Source organism: Streptomyces sp. ME19-01-6 (assembly GCF_033793745.1).
Taxonomy (GTDB): Bacteria; Actinomycetota; Actinomycetes; order Streptomycetales; family Streptomycetaceae; genus Streptomyces.
Map to the genome: position 1 here is coordinate 87,116 of NZ_JARAXF010000003.1, position 19,295 is coordinate 106,410.

2 protein-coding genes are annotated in these 19,295 nt (G+C 75.5%); both read right to left on the reverse strand.

Annotation, left to right across the window (positions count from 1 at the left end; translation table 11 throughout):
• Positions 1–23 precede the first annotated feature (23 nt).
• Positions 24–977 carry a TIGR03621 family F420-dependent LLM class oxidoreductase gene (locus PV419_RS07040; RefSeq protein WP_319686864.1) on the reverse strand — a complete coding sequence of 318 codons (954 nt, stop codon included), beginning with the start codon at positions 975–977 and terminating at the stop codon, positions 24–26.
• Positions 974–19,294 (reverse strand): non-ribosomal peptide synthase/polyketide synthase, encoded by an 18,321-nt coding sequence (locus tag PV419_RS07045; RefSeq protein WP_319686865.1) that lies wholly within the window; start codon positions 19,292–19,294, stop codon positions 974–976. The genes PV419_RS07040 and PV419_RS07045 overlap by 4 nt, the downstream gene beginning before the upstream one ends.
• Position 19,295 lies beyond the last annotated feature (1 nt).

Below are 19,295 nucleotides of genomic sequence, written 5' to 3' on the forward strand. Positions count from 1 at the left end.
CTCCTGGCGGCCACCGGCGGGGCTCAGGTCCCCGCCAGCCGCGCCACGACGGGCTCGAACTCCTCCGCCCGCGCGGCGGGCACCACCCAGTAGCTGATGCCGTACCGCTCCCGCCGGGCCCGCAGCCGGTCGCAGATCTCCGGGACCTCGCCCGCGAGCACCACGGGCGAGTCGAGGACCTCGTCCGGCGGCAGTCCGAAGGCCGGGGCCAGGACCCGCTCGGCGTGGTCCCGGCTGTCGCGGACCACCGCCGCGGCGGTGAGCAGGCACTGCAGCTCCAGTGCGGCCAGCCGGTCCCCGGCGTCCTCGCGGATCCAGGCCACCCGCTGGTCGAAGCGTTCGGCGGCCGCGTTGGCGCCGAGCGGGACCTCCTTGCGGGCGGCGGAGAGCTGAGCGGTCAGGGAGATGATGTCCGCGTGCCGCGCGGCGGTCCGCAGCATCGTCCGGCCGCCGCCGCCCATGACCCACCGGGCCGGGGCGGGGCGCGGTTCGCCGATGGCGTCGATGGCCGAGCAGTACCGGCCCCGGTAGGTCACCGCGCCCTTGTCCCACAGCTCGCGCACGATGTGGACGGTCTCCTCCAGCCGGGCGATCCGGATGGCCGGGGGGTCCATGGGTACCCCGGCCCGCGCGAAGTCGGGGGCGAACCACCCGGCCCCGAGCCCGATCTCCAGCCGTCCGGGCGCCGCCTGGTCCAGCGTCGCCAGCTCCTTGAACAGCACGGCGGGACGGCGCAGATCGGCCGCGAGCATCAGCGTCCCGAGCGTGAGACGCGAGGTCCACCCGGCCGCCAGCGCCAGGGAGACCAGCGGCCCCCACCGCTGGTCCAGGTGGTCGGGCACGAGCAGGGAGGAGTACCCGGTCTCCTCGGTCCGCCGGACCAGCCGGCGGAAGGCGGCCAGGTCGGGGCAGGCCCCGGCCAGGACGCCGAAGCGGAACGGGCGGTGGCCGGGCACGGCCTCGGTTCTGTCCGTCAAGCGTGGTCCTCCTCGCCGGCGCGGTCCCGCCACTCCTCGAGGCGGGCGGTGATGACCGGGCCGATCTCGGCGAGCGGTTCCGGCAGCATCATCTCCTGGTGGCGGCAGCGGACCGGGTGGGTGAGTACCCGCCCCTCGACGTAGGGGCGCCAGCGCCGGGCGCCGTCGCCCGGGCCCTGGTCGCCGTCCGGCCGGGCGGCGACGAGCAGCGCGTCGCCGTGGAACACCCGGGGCACGAAGGCGTACCGGAGGGCCACATGGTCCCCGAAGGCCCGCAGGATCGTCTCCAGGTTGTCGGCGAGCAGGTCGATGAGGGGATTGCCCTGGGCGCGCAGCGCCTCGGCAGCCGCCTCCCGGGTCAGCGGCTCAGCGGCGCCGGGCTCATCGGCGCCGGGCGCGTCGCCGCGAGCGGTGGCTCCCGGGGCGGCCACCTCCAGCAGCGCCCGCATCAGATCGCTGTCCGCCTCCCCGGCCTCGTCGGCGCGGTCCCGGGCGGGCGGGGCCGTGCCCGCCGCGACCGGGTACGCGTCCAGCATCGCCAGCAGCCCCACCTCTTCGCCCTGTTCCTGCAGCCTGGTGGCCACGGCGTGGGCGACAAGACCGCCGAAGGACCAGCCCAGGAGGTGGTACGGCCCGCTGGGCGCCACGCTCCTGATCCGCTCCAGGAAGTCGGCGGCGATCTCCTCGATGTCCGCGGGCCGGTAGCCCGGGGTGCTGAAGGCGCGCGCCTGCAGGCCGTACACCGGGTGCTCCGGCGGCAGATGGCGCAGCAGCCCGGCGTAGCGCCAGCTGAGGCCGCCGCCGGCGTGGAAGCAGAAGACCGGGGGGCGGCTGCCCGTGGTCCGCAGCGGCAGCAGGACCTCCAGGCTGTTGTGCTCGTCCGGCCCGAGCCCCGCCTCCAGACGCTCCGAAAGACCGCCGGGGGTCGGCGCGGTGAACAGCGCCTGCATGCTCAGCCGGGAGCCCAGCGTGGTGCGGATGCGGCTGATGAGGGCGGCGGCCGTCAGCGAGTTGCCGCCCAGCATGAAGAAGTTGTCGTCGATGCCGACCTCGGGGACGCCGAGCGCGTCGGCGAACAGCCCGCACAGCACCTCCTCCTGGGGGCTGCGCGGCCGGCGCGCCCGTTCCGCGGGGTAGTCGGGGACGGGCAGGGCCGAGCGGTCCAGCTTGGTGTGGTCGGTCAGCGGCAGCGCGTCGAGCACGACCAGGGCGGAGGGCACCATGAAGTCCGGGAGCCGCGCGGCGAGCCGCGCCCGCAGCGCGGCCGGGTCGGGAGCGGGGGCGCCGGGCTCCGGCACCACGTATCCGACCAGGCGCTTGTCCCCGGGCCGGTCCTCCCGGACCAGGGCCACTGCCTGGCCGATGCCGCCGCAGGAGGTGAGGGCGATCTCCACCTCGCGCAGTTCGACCCGGAAGCCGCGCAGTTTGACCTGTTCGTCGGCCCGGCCGGCGAACTCCATCAGGCCGTCCTCGCGCCACCGCACCAGGTCGCCGCTGCGGTACATCCGGGTGCCGGCCGGGCCGAACGGATCGGCGACGAAGCGTTCCGCGGTCATGGCCGGGTTGTTCTCGTAGCCCCGGGACACCCCGGAACCCGCCAGATACAGCTCCCCGACCACCCCGACCGGCACCGGCTCCAGGCCGGGGCTGAGGACGTAGGCGCGAGTGCCGTCCAGCGGGCGGCCGATGGGCACGCTCTCCGGCACCGGGTCGCCGGCGCGCATCGAGTGGCGGGTGGAGAACACCGTGGTCTCGGTGGGCCCGTAGCCCGCGGTCACCACCGTGTCCGGGCAGTTGGCGAGGGCCTTGCGGACCGCGTACGCGGGCACCACGTCGCCGCCGGTGCGCACCTCCCGCAGCCCGGCGAAGCAGTCCGGACGCACCTCGGCGAGCAGCCGGAAGAGGCCGCCCGAGGCCCACAGCCCGGTGATCCGCTCCTCGACCACGAGCTCGGCGAGGGCGTCGAGGTCGAGCCTGCCCGGCGGGGCCACCACGATCTCCCCGTGGTTCAGCAGCGGGACCCACCACTCCAGGGTGGAGGCGTCCCAGGCGTGCGGGGAGTGGAAGAGCACCTTGTGGGCCGGATCCAGCCGCCACCACTGGTCGTCCGCCAGTTCCACCACGTTCTCGTGGGTGACGGCCACGCCCTTGGGGGTGCCGGTGGAGCCCGAGGTGTAGATGACGTAGGCCAGTTGGCCGGGGTCCACGGTGACCTCGGGCGGGGTGGGGGCCTGGGCGGCGAGCCGGGGGTCCGCGTCCACGGCGACCGTCCGGACGCCGTCCGCCGGCTCCGTCTCCCAGGCCGCGGCGCGCCGCCGGTCGGTCAGCAGCACGGGCGCGGCGGTCTCGGCCAGCAGCAGCCGCAGCCGCGCCCTCGGGTGGTCCGGCTCCAGCGGCACATAGACCGCTCCGGCCTTGAGTACGGCCAGAACGGCGACGACCAGGTCGAGGCCGCGGTCGAGTTCCACCACGACCCGGGTCTCGGGGCGCACGCCGAGGTCGCACAGCAGCCGGGCCAGCCGGTTGGCCCGCCGGTCCAGCTCGCGGTAGGTGAGCCGGTGCTCGCCGTAGCGGACCGCGGTGTCGTCCGGGCCCTTGGCCACGGCCTCGGCGAATCGCCCGTGGATCGTCATCGCCCCCGGCGGCGGGGGCGGTTGGTCACCGTTCCAGCCGTCCACCAGCCGGCGCCGCTCGTCCGGGCCGAGGATGTCGATCCGGCCGACGGGCCGGTCCGGGTCCGCGCTGACCGCTTCGAGCACGCGCACCAGCCGGTCCAGCAGCGTTTCCACGGCGGGGCGGTCGAACAGCTCGGGCCGGTAGTCCAGCCGCAGCCGCAGTCCCCCCGGTGTCATGGAGGCGATCAGCGCCAGCGGGTAGTGCGCCGCGGCACGGCTCTCCGACGCCCTGGCGCGCAGCTCGGTGGGGGGCCGGCCGCCGGCCGGGGGCAGGGGGAAGTTCTCGTAGACCACGAGAGTGTCGAAAAGCTCGCCGACCCCCGCGAGCTGCTGGATCCGGGCCAGCCCCATCTGGTGGTGGGCACTGAGGGCGGACTGCTCCAACTGGAGCCCGGCCACCGCCGACCGCCAGCTGCGGGCCGGGTCCAGCCTGACCCGTACGGGGAGGGTGTTGATGAACAGGCCGACGATGGACTCGATCCCGGGGATCTCCGGGGGGCGGCCGGAGACCGTCGTCCCGAAGACCACGTCGTCGCGGCCGAGCAGCCGTCCGATCAGCACCGCCCACGCGCCCTGCAGGATCGTGTTGATGGTGACCGCTGAGCCGGCCGCGTGGTCCCGCAGCGCCGTCGTGAGAGGGGGCGGCAGCTCCCGGACGATGGTCTGGGGCATCCGGTCCGGGGGGCCGGCGTCGGCGGGTGCCAGCAGGGTGGGCTCGGTCAGCCCGGCCAGGGCCCGGCGCCAGGCGTCCTCGGTCGCCGCGGGGTCCTGCTCGGCGAGCCAGGTCAGATAGTTCCGGTACGGCACCACCGGGGGCAGGGCCGCCGGGTCGCCGCCGTGGTGGTAGAGCGCGATCAGGTCCCGCAGGAACAGCGGCACGGACCAGCCGTCCAGCAGGATGTGGTGCTTGAGGATCAGCAGCCGGTGCCGCTCCGGCTCGACGCGGATCAGCCGGAAACCGAGCAGCGTCGACCGGCCGAGGTCGAAGCGGTGGTGGCGGCCCTCCTCGGTGAGCCGGGTCAGCTCGGCCTGCCGCTCGGGCCCCGTCAGGCCGGACAGGTCCGACTCCTCCCAGGGGAGCTCGGCGTGGCGCGGAATGATCTGCACCGCGTCGCCCGCGGCCCGGTGGCGGAATCGGGCGCGCAGATTGGGGTGGCGCTCCAGCAGGGCCCGCGCGGCGGCCCGCAGCGCCCCGGCGTCCAGCGGGCCCTCCAGGTCCAGCGCCATGTGCATGGTGTAGACATCGGGCCCGGTGCCGGCGTACAGGGCGTGGAAGAGCAGCCCTTCTTGCAGGGGCGAGAGCGGGAGCGCGTCCGCCACCCCACCGGGCTCCGCCTCCCAGGCGTCGATCTCGGCCTGGGTGGCGTGGACCAGGGGCAGATCGGCGGGGATGAGTCCGCCGGCGCCGGGCCGCCGCGCCCGGTCGGCCAGCGCGCGCAGCGCCCGCTGCCAGGTGTCGACCAGGTCCTGGATCTCCGCCGCCGTGAACAGGGCGCCCGGCCAGCTGCAGTTGACGCTCAGCCGCGGCCCGCCCGAGCTGCCGGGGCCGTCCGGGCTGTCCCGGGTGATCGCGCTGATCTCCAGGGCGTGCGCGAAGGGCATGTCGCCGTCGGCCGGGGCGAGATGGAGTTCGGGGTGGGAGGCGATCGACCACGCGGCGGGCTCGGGGCCCTCGCCGAGCGCGCCGCCGTTCATCCGGCCCAGGTAGTTGAATCCGATCTGCGGCGCGCCGTATTGGGCGAGCGGTCCGGCGGTGTCGGGGTTGAGATAGCGCAGCAGTCCGTATCCGAGGCCGTTGTCCGGGAGTTCCCTGACCCGGCCCTTGATCCGCTTCAGGGCGTCCGCGACCGCGCGGCCCCCGGTGAGGGCCTCGTCCAGGTCCAGCTCCCCCGGGTCCAGCCGGAGCGGATAGACGCTGGTGAACCAGCCGACGGTGCGGGACAGGTCCACCTCGTCGGCGATCTGCTCCCGGCCGTGCCCCTCGACGTCGACCAGGAGCGTACGGTCGGCGCCCCAGCCGTGCCGCTCCCGCCAGCTGGCCACGGCGAGGGTGAGCCCGGTCAGCAGGATCTCGTTGATCCGCGCCTGGTAGGTCTCCGGTACGGCGGTCAGCAGGGCGCTGGTGAGGTCCGTGGGGAAGGGTACGGTCAGGTGCTCGGCCGTGGCCCGGGTGTCCCGGGAGCGGTTGAACGCGTCGGCGCCGAGCCGGGGGTCGGGTCCGTCGAGCATGTCCGTCCACAGCTCCAGCTCCGCCGCGCGCTCCGGGTTCTGGCCCTCGGCGAGGAGCAGCTGCGCCCAGCGACGCAGCGAGGTGCCGACCGGGGCGAGCCGGGGCGTCCCGCCGTCCTTGGCGGTCTGCCACGCGGCCACCAGGTCGGGCATCAGAACGCGCCAGGACACCCCGTCCACGACCAGGTGGTGGGCGATCAGCAGCAGCCGGCCCGGCCGGTCGGCTCCGGCGTCGAACCAGACCACCTGGAACAGCGACCCGGACTCCGGGTCCAGGCGCAGCCGCGCGGCCTCGCCCTCCGCGGCCACCAGGGCGGCCAGTTCGGCGGAGCCGTCGGGGTGTCCGCTGATGTCCACCCGCCGTATGTGGTCCTCGGCCCGCACGCTGCCGTGCGGGGTGACCTTCAGCCCCCAGGTGATGCCCTTCGGCGTGCCGGACAGAACGGCCCGCAGGGCGTCATGGTGGTCGAACAGGCTCTGCACGGCGGCCGTCAGCGGGGCGAGCCCGAGCGCCGGGACGGCCAGCAGGACCGACTGGTTGAGGTGGGCCAGGGGTCCGCGCCGCTGGGCGAGCCAGCGCATGACGGGGGTGGGCGGTACGGCTCCGACCCCGTCGCCCCGGGGCCGCTCCGCCTCCTGTGGCTCGGGCTCCCGCACGGCCGCGGCCAGTTCCGCCACGGTCTGGTGGCGGAAGAGGTCGCGAGGGGTGAGGACCAGGCCGGCCCGGCGGGCCCGGCTGGCCACCTGGAGGGCGGTGATGCTGTCCCCGCCGAGGGAGAAGAAGTTGTCGTCCACCCCGACGTGCGGCAGGCCGAGGAGGTCGGCGATCACCTGGCACAGGATCTCTTCCGGGCGGTTGCCGGGGCGGCGGCCCGCGTCGTCCTCCGGTCGTGCCCGGCGCGCCGGCACCCGGGGTGCGGGCAGCGCCTCGCGGTCCACCTTGCCGTTCACCGTCAGGGGGATGCGCTCCAGCACCACCAGGGCCGCCGGGACCATGTAGTCGGGCAGCAGCTCGCCGAGTCGGGCGCGGATCCGCTCCACATCGACGCCGCCGCCGCCGGCGCCGGGGGCCGGGGTCACGTATCCGACCAGGCGCTTTTGGCCGGGCTGGTCCTCCCGTACCAGCGCGACCGCCTGGCCCACCTCCGGGAGGGACTCCAACCCCGCCTGAACCTCGCCCAGTTCGATACGGAAGCCGCGGATCTTGACCTGGCCGTCCGCGCGGCCCACGAACTCCAGCTGCCCGTCGGCGCGCCACCGTACGAGGTCGCCGGTGCGGTACATGCGGCCCCCGGGGGGTCCGAAGGGGTCCGCCACGAACCGCTCCGCCGTCAGGGCGGTACGCCCCAGATAGCCCCGGGCCACGCCGATCCCGGACACGTACAGCTCGCCGGGGACCCCGACCGGGACGGGCCGCAGCAGGTCGTCCAGGACGTAGGTGCGCAGGTTCGGCAGCGGGCCACCGATCGGCGGTATGCCGTCCACGGCCGGAAGCGGACCGGCCATGGTGCACGAGACGGTGGTCTCCGTGGGCCCGTACGCGTTGAACATCCGCCGGCCGGCGGCCCACTTGGGCACCAGTCCCGGCTGGGCCGCCTCGCCCGCGATCACCAGGTTCCGTACGGACGGCAGGCTGTCGGCGGGCAGCTGGGTGAGGATCGCCGGGGGCAGCGTGGCGTGCGTGATCCCGTAGCGGCGGATCAGCTCGGGCAGCTCGTCCGCCTGGGCGAGCATGTCGGCCGGCCCCAGCACCAGGCACGCCCCCGCGCTCAGCGGGGTGCAGATCTCGGACATGGCGGCGTCGAAGCTCAGCGACGCGAACTGGAGCGCCCGGCTGCCCGGCCCCATCCCGTAGGGCCCGATTCTGGCCAGCACGATGTTGGGGACGGAGCGGTGCTCCACGACCACGCCCTTCGGGCGCCCGGTGGATCCCGAGGTGTAGATGACATAGGCCGGGGTGCGGGGGGTCAGCGGCGCTCGGCGGTCCGCGTCGGTCAGGTCCGTCCCCGGCAGGCCCAGCGACTCCTCCGCCGTGGCCGGGCTGTCCAGGACGACCCGGGTGCCGGGCGCCGTCTCGGGCAGGGTGCGCGCCGTCTCGGTGGTGGTCACCACCAGCGCCGGACGGGCGTCGTCCAGCATGTACGCGATCCGGTCGGCCGGGTACGCGCTGTCCACGGGCACATACGCCGCGCCCGACTTCAGCACCGCGAGCACGGCGACGATCATCTCGACGGAGCGCGGCACCATCAGCGCGACCCGCCGCTCCGGACCGGCGCCCCGCTCGACCAGCAGCCGGGCCAGCCGGTTGGCGCGCGTGTTCAGCTCCGCGTACGACACGGTGGTGTCCTGGCATCGCACGGCCGGGGCCTCGGGGATGCGGGCCGCCTGCTCCTCGAACATCCGGGGCACCAGCGTGCCGGGCAGCGGACGGGAGGTGTCGTTCCAGCCGCGCAGCAACTGGTGGCGCTCCACCGCGTCCAAAATCTCCACCTCGGCGATCGGGCGGCCGGGGTCGGCGACGGCCGCGGTCAGCAGCCGGACGAACCGCGCCACCAGCGCGTCCACCGTGGCCGGGTCGAACAGGTCCCGCGCGTAGGCGAAGGAGCCCGTCAGGCCCTCGGGGCCGCCCTCGGCGGAGCGCCGCTCACGCAGCCGCACGGACAGATCGAACTTCGCCTTGCCAGGGCCCTCGACGGGCGGGGTCATGCCCTCGACGGGCGGGGTCGTGCCCTCGTCGCCGCGCAGCCCGTCGAGGGCCGCGTCGGGGCGGGCGAAGTTGTCCAGCACCAGCGCCACCTGGAACAGCGGGTGGTACGCGGGCGACCGGGCCGGGTTGACCGCGTCCACCACCCGCTCGAAGGGCACGTCCTGGTGCGCGTAGGCGGCCAGGTCCGTCTGCCGCACCCGGTCCAGCAGCTCCTGGAACGAGGGGTTCCCTGAGGTGTCGGTGCGCAGCACCAGCATGGTGACGAACAGGCCCACCAGGTCGTCCAGCGCTTCGTCGCCGCGTCCGGCCAGCGCGGTGCCGATGGGGATGTCCTCACCCGCTCCCGACCGGGTCAGCACGGCGGCGAGGGCCGCCTGCAGCACCATGAACGCCGTGGCCCCGCGGGAGCGCGCCAGCGCCAGCACGGCCTGGTGCACCCCGGCGTCCAGCTCGAAGGGCACCACACCGCCGCGGTGGCTCTGCTCCGGGGGGCGGGGACGGTCGGCGGGCAGGGCCAGCTGCTCGGGCAGACCGGCCAGGGTCTCGGCCCAGTAGCCGAGTTGCCGTGACATCTCGCTGTCGGGATCGCCGTCGTCGCCGAGCAGCTCCCGCTGCCAGAGGGCGTAGTCGGCGTACTGGACCGGCAGCGGGGCCCAGCCCGGGGCGGTGCCGCCCCGGCGGGCGGCGTAGGCGACGGACAGGTCGCGCAGCAGCGGCCGGACGGACCCGGCGTCACCGGCGATGTGGTGCAGCACCAGCACCAGGATGTGCTCCCGCGCCCCGAGCGTCAGCAGGGTCGCCCGCAGCGGGGGGTGCGAGGTCAGGTCGAAGCCCTCGCCGCGCGCGGCGGCCAGGGCCTCGTCCACGGCGTCCGGCGAGGTGACCTCGACGGCCCGCAGCAGCGGACCGGGCACCTCGGCCGGGGCCAGCACCCGCTGGCAGGGCTCACCGTCCACCTCGGGGAAGACGGTCCGCAGACTCTCGTGGCGGGTCACCACATCGCCCAGCGCGGCCTCCAGGGCCGCCCGGTCCAGGGCGCCGCGCACCCGGGCCACCAGGGGGATGTGGTACAGCGGGCCGGTGTCCTCCAGCCGGCCCTGCACCCACAGCCCGCGCTGGGCGAACGACAGGGGCGGCCTGTCCGGGCGCGGCCGGGGCGCGGGGCGCCGCCGGGCGGCAGAGGCCCGCCCCGCGTACGCCGCGAGACCCGCGACGGTGGGGGTCTCGAACACGGCCCGCAGGGGCACCTCGGCACCCAGGGCGGTGCGGATGCGGGAGACCAGCCGGGTGGCGAGCAGCGAGTGGCCGCCCAGGTCGAAGAAGCTGTCGTCGATCCCCACCTCGGCCACGCCCAGGACGTGCGCGAACAGCCCGCACAGGATCTCCTCCCGCGCCGTGCGCGGCCCCGGGCCCGGCGTGCCCGACGACGCCTCGGGCACCGGCAGCGCCGTGCGGTCCACCTTGCCGTTCGGGGTCAGCGGGACGGCGTCCAACGCCATCACCACCGAGGGCACCATGTAGTCCGGCAGCTGGGCGGCCAGCGCCTCCCGCACCGCGCGCGGATCGCCCGGGAGGTCGTCTCCCACCACGTACCCGACGAGCCGGGGGTGGCCGCCCGGGCCCGGCAGCACCGCCGCGACGGCGTCCGCCACGCCGGGCCGGGCGCGCAGCCGCGTCTCCACCTCGCCCAGTTCGATCCGGTGGCCGCGGACCTTGACCTGGTCATCGGCGCGGCCCAGGAACTCCAGCTCGCCGCGGGCCGACCAGCGCACGACGTCGCCGGTGCGGTACATCCGCGCCCCGGCCGGACCGTACGGGTCGGCCACGAACCGTACGCCGGTCAGGCCCGGCCGGCCCAGATAGCCGCGGGCCAGGCCGCCGCCCGCGAGGTACAGCTCGCCCGCGACACCGTACGGGACCGGGCGCAGCCTCGCGTCCAGCACATATCCGCGGGTGTTCGCCAGCGGTGTGCCGATGGGCGGCGGCCCGTCGGGACGGTCCGCCGTCACGGGCGCGCTCGTGGACCAGATGGTGGTCTCGGTCGGCCCGTACATGTTCCGTACCCGGGCGGCCCGTTCCGCCAGGGCCGACGCCAGCGCGTGGTCCAGCGCCTCGCCGCCGACCAGCACCCGCAGGCCGTCGACGGCCGCCGGGTCGGCCTCCAGCAGCGCCCGCCACAGGCTGGGCGTCGCCTGGGCCACCGCCCCGGGCCGCGCCCGCAGTTCCCGGCCGAGCTCGCGCGGGTCGCGCACCATCTCCTGGTCGGCCACCACCAGCAGGGCGCCCGAGACCAGCGGCGCGAACACCTCCAGCAGCGCGATGTCGAACCCGAAGGTGGTCACCGCGAGCCAGGTGTCGCCCGGCGCCAGGCCCACCGACGGGGCCACCGCCGACACGACACCGTTCAGGGCGCCATGGGGGACGACCACGCCCTTGGGCCGCCCGGTGGACCCCGAGGTGTAGAGCACATACGCCGGGTGTTCGGGCCGCGGCGCGACCACGGCCGGCGGCCGCTCGGCGAGCGCGGCCTCGTCGAGCATCACCACGGGCACGCCCAGGTCCTGGGGCAGCCGTGGCAGCGCCTCACGGGCCGTCAGCAGCACGGCGGGCGCCGCGTCGCCGAGGACGAACCGCACCCGGTCGGCCGGGAAGTTTGGGTCGACCGGGAGGAACGCGGCGCCCGCCTTGCCCGCGGCCAGCATGGCCACCACCGCGTCCACCGAGCGCGGAAGGGCCAGCGCCACCACCGACTCGGGGCCGACGCCCCGCCCGGCCAGCAGGTGCGCCACGCCGTTCGCGCGGGCGTCGAGGTCCGCGTAGGAGAGGGTGACGCCCCGGCAGATCACGGCGGCGGCGTGCGGTGTACGGGCCGCCTGGGCCTCGAACCGCGCCGGGATCAGCGGCGACGGGGGCGGCGCGGCCGTGTGGTCGTGGTCGTGGCCGTGGCCGTGGCCGTACAGCAGCCGCCGCCGCTCCCCCGCCGTCAGGATCTCGATGTCCCCGACCCGCGTGTCCGGTTCGGCGGCCACGGCGCGCAGGACGCGCTCCAGCCGCGCCAGCACCGACTCGACCGTGGGCGCGTCGAACAGCTCGGTGGAGTAGTCGACCAGGCCCTCCAGGCCGTCCGGTTCGCCGTCGGCCGTGCGCAGCTCGCCGAGGCCGAAGGAGAGGTCGAACCGGGCCCACCGGCTTTCGCCGGGCACGCCGACGACGGTCAGGCCGGGCAGCCTCAGCTCGGCGGCCCGGGTGCTCTGCACGGTCAGCATCACCTGGAACAGCGGGTGACGGGTCAGCGACCGCCGCGGGTTGAGCTCCTCGACCAGCCGCTCGAACGGCAGGTCCAGGTGGTCGTACGCGGCGAGGTCCGTCTCCTTGACGCGGTCCAGCAGCTCCTGGAACGAGGGGTTCCCGGAGGTGTCCGTGCGCAGCACGAGCGTGTTGAGGAAGAAGCCCACCACCTCGTCCAGGGCCGCGTCACCGCGACCGGCCACCGGGGTACCGATGGGGATGTCCTCGCCCGCGCCCAGCCGGGTCAGCGTCGCCGCCAGGGCGGCCTGCACCACCATGAACAGGCTGGTGCCGCTCCGGCGGGCGAGCGCCAGCAGCCCGCCGTGCAGCTCGGCGTCGAGGTGGAAGCGGAGCCCCGCGCCGCGCTGGGGGCCGAAGGCGGGGCGCGGGTGGTCGGTGGGCAGGGGGAGCTCTTCGGGCAGGTCCGCCAGCGCGTTTGTCCAGTAGGCCAGTTGGCGGGACATCTCGCTGCCCGGATCGCTGTCGTCGCCGAGGAGTTCGCGCTGCCAGAGCGTGTAGTCGGCGTACTGGACCGGCAGCGGCTCAAAGGCAGGGGCCTCGCCGCCCAGGCGTGCCGCGTAGGCCGAGGCCAGGTCGGCGGCGAGGGCACCGACCGACCACGCGTCGCCCGCGATGTGGTGCAACACCACGACCAGGGCGTGTTCCTGGGGCCCGAGCGCCAGCAGCGTGGCCCGCAGCGGGGGCTCGATGGTCAGGTCGAAGCCCTCCCCGACGAGGGGGGAGATCGCTTCGGCGAGGCCGCTGTCGCCGCTGGCCCCGTCGTCCGCGGCCACGTCGAGGGTCCGCAACCGCGGGCCGGGCACCTCGGCGGGGGCCAGCACCCGCTGGCAGGGCTCGCCGTCCGTCTCGGGAAAGACGGTCCGCAGACTCTCGTGGCGGGCCACCACATCGCCCAGCGCGGCCTCCAGGGCCACCCGGTCCAGGGCGCCGCGCAGCCGCATCGCCAGCGAGATGTTGTACAGCGGGCCGGTCGGCTCCAGCCGGTTGATGAACCACAGGCGGCGCTGGGCGAAGGACAGCGGAATCGCGTCCGGCCGGGGGCGCGGCGTCAGGGCCGCGCGCGCGGCCGGCCCGGTGGCGAGGCGGGGCGCGAGCCCGGCCACGGTCGGCGTCTCGAACAGCGCGCGGATGGGCAGCGTCACATCCAGCGTGGCGCGGATCCGCGACAACAGCCGGATGGCGAGCAGCGAATGACCGCCCAGGTCGAAGAAGCCGTCATCGATGCCCACCCGGGCCACGCCCAGCACGTCGGCGAACAGCGTGCACAGGATCTCCTCCCGGGGCGTGCGCGGCCCCCGGCCGGCCCCGGACAGCTCGGGCGCGGGCAGCGCGCCCCGGTCGACCTTGCCGTGCGGTGTCAGCGGCACCGAGTCCAGCACCACCACGGCGGACGGCACCATGTACTCCGGCAGCACCGCCGCGAGTTCGCGGCGTACCGCCGCCGCGCCCACGCGCGCGCCCGCGGCGGGCACGGCGTAGGCGACCAGCCGCCGGTCCCCGGGCACATCCTCGCGTACGACGGCGACGGCCCCGGCCGTCCCGGGAAGCGAGGCGACCGCCGCCTCCACCTCGCCGAGCTCGATCCGGTAGCCGCGCACCTTGACCTGGTCGTCGGCGCGGCCGACGAACTCCAGCTCACCGGAGCGCGTCCAGCGCGCCACATCCCCGGTGCGGTACATCCGCGCCCCCGGCGGGCCGTACGGATCCGCCACGAACCGTTCGGCCGTCAGCCCCGGCCGCCCCCAGTACCCGCGCGCCACGCCGCGGCCGGCCACATAAAGCTCCCCCGGGACGCCGTCCGGCACCGGTGACAGCCGCGCGTCCAGCACGTACACCCGGGTGTTTTCCATCGGGCGCCCCACCGGCACCGCCCCCTCCGGCACCGCCGCCCCGGCCGGAATCCGGTGGTCCAGGCAGCCCACCGTGGTCTCGGTGGGGCCGTAGTGGTTGACCACCTCCGCCTCGGGATGCCGGGCCCGCCACGCGGACAGCTGACCGCCGCGCAGCGCCTCGCCGCCCACCACCAGCTGCCCGGTCGGCGAGCACGCGTCGGGCAACGCCTCGAGGATGGGCAGATGGCTCGGGGTGACCTTGGCGAAGGTCACCCCGCCGGGCACCGACAGCCGCTCGTCCAGGTCGGCGATCACCAGGCAGCCGCCGGCCGCCAGCGTCCCGTACAGGCCCGTCAGTCCGAGGTCGAACGAGAGCGGCGAGTGCAGCAGCGTCCGCCCCGCGAGCCCCGGATAGGCCGCCACGCAGCGCACCACGTAGTCCGTCAGCGCCCCGTGCTCGACCACCACGCCCTTCGGCCGGCCGGTGGAGCCCGAGGTGTACATCACATACGCGACCTCGCCCGCCGGCACCGGCACCCCGGGGTCGTCGGCCAACTCCCGGTCCAGCGCCGCAGCCGTCTCGGGCGCGTCCAGCACCAGCGCCGGGGTCGATCCCCACGCCGGTGCCACCCCGGCACAGGTCACCACCAAAGACGGCCGCGCGTCCTCCAGCACAAGACCCAGCCGGGCCCCCGGGGACTCCGGGTCCAACGGCACATACGCCGCCCCCGCCTTGCCCACCGCCAGCATCGCCACCACCGCGTCCACCGAGCGCGGCAGGGCCAGCCCGACCAGCGACCCGGCACCGACGCCCCGCCTCCGGATCAGCCGTGCCAGCCGATTCGCCCGCGCGTCGAGCTCCGCGTAGGTCAGCGCGGAGGTCGGCGCGGAGGTCGGCTCAGGCGGTCCGCACACCACCGCCGGCGCTTCCGGCGCCGCCGCCACCCGCTCCCGGAACACCTCCGGGAACGAACCGGCCGGCACCTCACGCGCGGTGTCGTTCCGCAGCGTCAGCACCTCGTGGCGCTCGGCCGCGTCCAGCAGCTCCACCGCGCCGATCCGCCGCCCCGGATCGGCCGCCACCGCCTCCAGCAGCCGCACCAGCCACCCGGCGATCGCCTCCACCGATGCCCGGTCGAACAGGTCCGCCGCGTAGGTGATGGTCCCGGCCAGGCCCGCCGGGGCGCCGTCCTCGGCGCGCTGTCGCGCCGCCTGGACCAGCAGGTCGAACTTGGCCCGCCCGGCCTGTTCGGACAGTGGGGTGTCCACGCCGCCGACGCTGGTCAGGCCGGACAGCTCCACCCGGTCGCGGTCGAAGTCGTCCAGCACCAGGCGGACCTGGAACAGGGGGTGGTACGCCAGCGAGCGCTCCGGGTTGAGCTCCTCGACCAGCCGCTCGAACGGCAGGTCCTGGTGGTCGTAGGCCGCCAGGTCCGTCTCCCGCACCCGGGCCAGGAGTTCGCGGAAGGTGGGGTCGCCCGAGGTGTCCGTACGCAGCACCAGCGTGTTGACGAAGAAACCCACCACCTTGTCCAGGGCCGCGTCGCCGCGCCCGGCCACCGGGGTGCCGATGGGGATGTCCTCGCCCGCGCCCAGCCGGGTCAGCAGGGCTGCCAGGGCCGCCTGCACCACCATGAACGGGGTGGTCGCGGTGGAACGGGCCAGTGCCAGCAGGGCGGCGTGCGGCTCGGGGGCGAGCGTGAACGGCACCACGCCGCCCTGGTGGGTGAGGGCGGCCGGGCGGGGGCGGTCGGTGGGCAGGTCCAGCTTCTCGGGCGCCCCGGCCAGGGCGGTCTTCCAGTAGGCGAGCCGGCGGGACAGCTCGCTGTCGGGATCGGCGTCGTCGCCGAGGAGTTCGTGCTGCCAGAGGGTGTAGTCGGCGTACTGGACCGGCAGCGGCTCGAAGGCGGGGGCCTCGCCGCCCAGCCGGGCCGTGTAGGCCGAGGCCAGGTCGGCGGCGAAGGGGCCCACGGACCACGCGTCGCCCGCGATGTGGTGGACCACCAGGACCAGGACGTGTTCCCGGGGTCCGAGCGCCAGCAGGGTCGCCCGCAGCGGCGGCTGGGAGGTGAGATCGAAGCCCTCCCGTACCCCCTCGAGGGCCGCGGCGAGGCCGCCCTCGTCCGTATCGACGACGCGCAGCGGCGGACCCGGCACCTCGGCGGGGTCCAACACCCGCTGGCAGGGCTCGCCGTCGAGGGCGGGAGACACCGGAAACACCGTCCGCAGGCTCTCGTGGCGGGCGGTCACATCGCCCAGCGCGGCCTCCAGGGCCGCCCGGTCCAGGGCGCCGCGCAGCCGCACGGTCAGCGTGATGTTGTACAGCGGGCTGGTGGTGTCGAGCTGGTTGATGAACCACAGGTGCCGCTGGGCGAAGGACAGCGGCACCGCCGACGGTCTGGGGCGCGGCGTCAGGGCCGCCCGCGCGGCCGGGCCGCCGTCCAGGCGGCGGGCGAGGCCGGCGGCGGTGGGCGACTCGAACAGCACACGGATCGGCAGGTCGGCGCCGAGCGTGGCGCGGATCCGCGCCATCAGCCGGGTGGCGAGCAGCGAGTGGCCGCCCAGGTCGAAGAAGCTGTCGTCGCCCCCCACCCGGGCCAGGCCCAGGACGTCGGCGAACAGCCCGCACAGGATCTCCTCCCGCTCCGTGCGCGGCCCCGGGCCCGGCGCGGCCGACGCCGCCTCGGGCACCGGCAGCGCCTTGCGGTCCACCTTGCCGTTCGGGGTCAGCGGGAGAGAGTCCAGGCCGACCACGACCGACGGGACCATGTACTCCGGCAGGGCCTCGCCCAGGGCCCGCCGTACGGCCCCCGGGTCCGGTGCCCCCACCACGTATCCGACCAGCCGGGGCCGGCCCTCCGGGCCGGGGACGGCGGACGCGACCGCGTCGGTCACCCCGGGCCGGGCGCGCAGATGGGCCTCGACCTCGCCCAGTTCGATCCGGTGGCCGCGGATCTTGACCTGGTCGTCCGCGCGGCCGAGGAACTCCAGCGCACCCTCCCCCGCCCAGCGCACCACATCGCCGGTGCGGTACATCCGCGCCCCGGGCGCGCCGAAGGGATCGGCCACGAACCGCTCGGCGGTCAGCCCGGGCCGGTTCCGGTACCCGCGTGCCACCCCCTCGCCCGCCACGTACAGCTCCCCCGCCACCCCGTCCGGCACCAGGCGCAGCCCGCCGTCCAGGACGTACACCCGCGTGTTCGCCAGCGGCCGGCCGATCAGCACGGGGGCGTCCGCCTCGACCGCCGCGGCGGCCGACCAGATCGTGGTCTCCGTCGGCCCGTACATGTTCCGCACCGACACCGCGCGGGACGCGAGCCCCGATGCCAGCGCCCCGTCCAGTGCCTCCCCGCCGACCAGCGCCCGCAGCCCCTCCACCGCTTCCGGGTCCGCCTCCAGCAGCGCCCGCCACAGGCTCGGCGTGGCCTGCATCACCGACACCCGCCGGGTACGCGCCATCCGGCCCAGCGCCACCGGGTCGCGGACCACCTCACGCCCCGCCACCACCACCTCGGCGCCGGACAGCAGCGGCAGGAACACCTCCAGCAGCGCGATGTCGAAACCGAAGGTGGTCACCGCCAGCCACCGGTCGTCCGCCCCGAGCTCCACCGACGGCGACAGCGACGTCAGCAGGTTGCGCAGCGCCCCGTGCGGGACCACCACGCCCTTCGGCCGCCCCGTCGACCCCGACGTGTACAGCACATACGCCGGATGGCCCGGCTCCACCGCCACCGGGGGCAGCGGCTCCGGCTGGTTCTCCGTCCCGTGCTGTATCTCGTGCTGGATCTCGTCCAGCAGCACGACCGGGACGTCCAGGCCCGCGGGCAGCCGGTTTTGCACCTCACGGGTCGTCACCACCACAGCGGGCGAGGCGTCCCGGAGCACGAACGCCACGCGCTCCGCCGGGAAGTCCACGTCCACGGGGAGGAACGCCGCCCCCGCGGCCATGACCCCCACCATCGCCACCACCGCGTCCACCGAACGCGGCACCAGCAGCGCCACCACCGACTCCGGGGCGGCCCCGTGCCCGGCGAGCCGCCCGGCCACCCGGCGCGCCCGCGCGTCCAGCGCCGCGTACGACAGGGCCGCCTCGCCGTCGGAGACCGCCACCGCGTCCGGTGTACGGGCCGCCTGGGCCCGGAACAGCTCCGGCACCAGTGACGGCGGCAGCCGGCGCGCGGTGTCGTTGCGGCCGAGGAGCAGCCGCCCGCGCTCCGCCGCGCCCAGGACGTCGATCTCCCCGACCGTGCGTTCCGGCTCCGCCACCGCCGCGCGCAGCACCCGCTCCAGGCGCTCGAGCACCGACTCGGCCATGGACCGCTCCAGCAGGTCGGACCGGTAGTCCACCCGCACCCGCAGCCCGTCCGGGGACGTGGCCACGACCAGCGTCAGCGGATAGTGCGTGGCGTCCCGGCCCTTGGCTCCCACCAGCCGCAGCCCGGAGGGCAGCCGGGAGGCCGTCGCGGGGTCCACGGGGAAGTTCTCGACGATCAGGGTGGTGTCGAACAGCTCGCCGGCCCCGGTGAGGGCCTGGATGTCGCTGAGGCCGAGGTACTGGTGGGGTCCCAGGTCCGACTGTTCGTCCTGCAGCCTGACCAGCGCCTCGGCGACGGGCTCGGCGTCGTGCAGCCGGACGCGCACCGGGACGGTGTTGATGAACAGTCCGACCATGGACTCCACGCCGGGCACCTCGGCGGGCCGGCCGGAGACGGTCGCACCGAACACCACGTCGTCCCGTCCGGTCAGCCGGCCGAGCACCACCGCCCAGGCCAGCTGCAGCACCGTGCTCAGCGTCACCGCGTGCCCGGCCGCCAGCCGCCGCACGGCCTCGGCGAGGCCGGGCGGCAGCAGCGTCTCCAGGCGCTCCGGCATCCGCTGCGCCCGGCCCGGCTCCGCCGGGGTCAGCCGGGTGGGTCCCGTCAGTCCGTCCAGCGCCTTGCGCCAGGCCTGTTCGCTCGCGGGGCGGTCCTGCGACGCCAGCCACTTCAGGTAGTCGCGGTACGGGGTCACCGGCGGCAGGGCGGCCTCGCCCCGCTCGTAGACGGTGAACAGCTCGCGCAGCATCAGGGGGGTCGACCAGCCGTCCAGCAGGATGTGGTGGTTGGTGATCACCAGCCGGTGCAGCTCGGGACCCTGACGCAGCAGCAGACAGCGCATCAGCGGGGGCTTGGCCAGGTCGAACCGCTCGGTGCGGTCCCGGTCCGCGAGCCGGGTCGCCTCCGCCTCGCGCGGCGCCTCGTCCAGCCCGCTGAGGTCCGCCTCCCGCCAGCCCACCTCGGCCTGGTCCGGGACGATCTGGACAGGTTTGCCCGAACGCAGGGTGCGGAAGCCGGCCCGCAGGTTGGGGTGGCGCCGCAGCAGCGCGGCCAGCGCGGCCTTCAGCCGTGGCCCCTCCAGCGGCCCGGCGAGGTCGACGGCGAGCTGGACCGTGTAGACGTCCTCGTCCGCGCCCGTGTGGCCCGCGTAGCGGGAGTGGAACAGCAGGCCCTCCTGCAGCGGTGACAGCGGCAGGACGCCCTCCAGCCCGGACGACGCCTTCCCCTCCGGTCGGACGTTGCGGGTCACG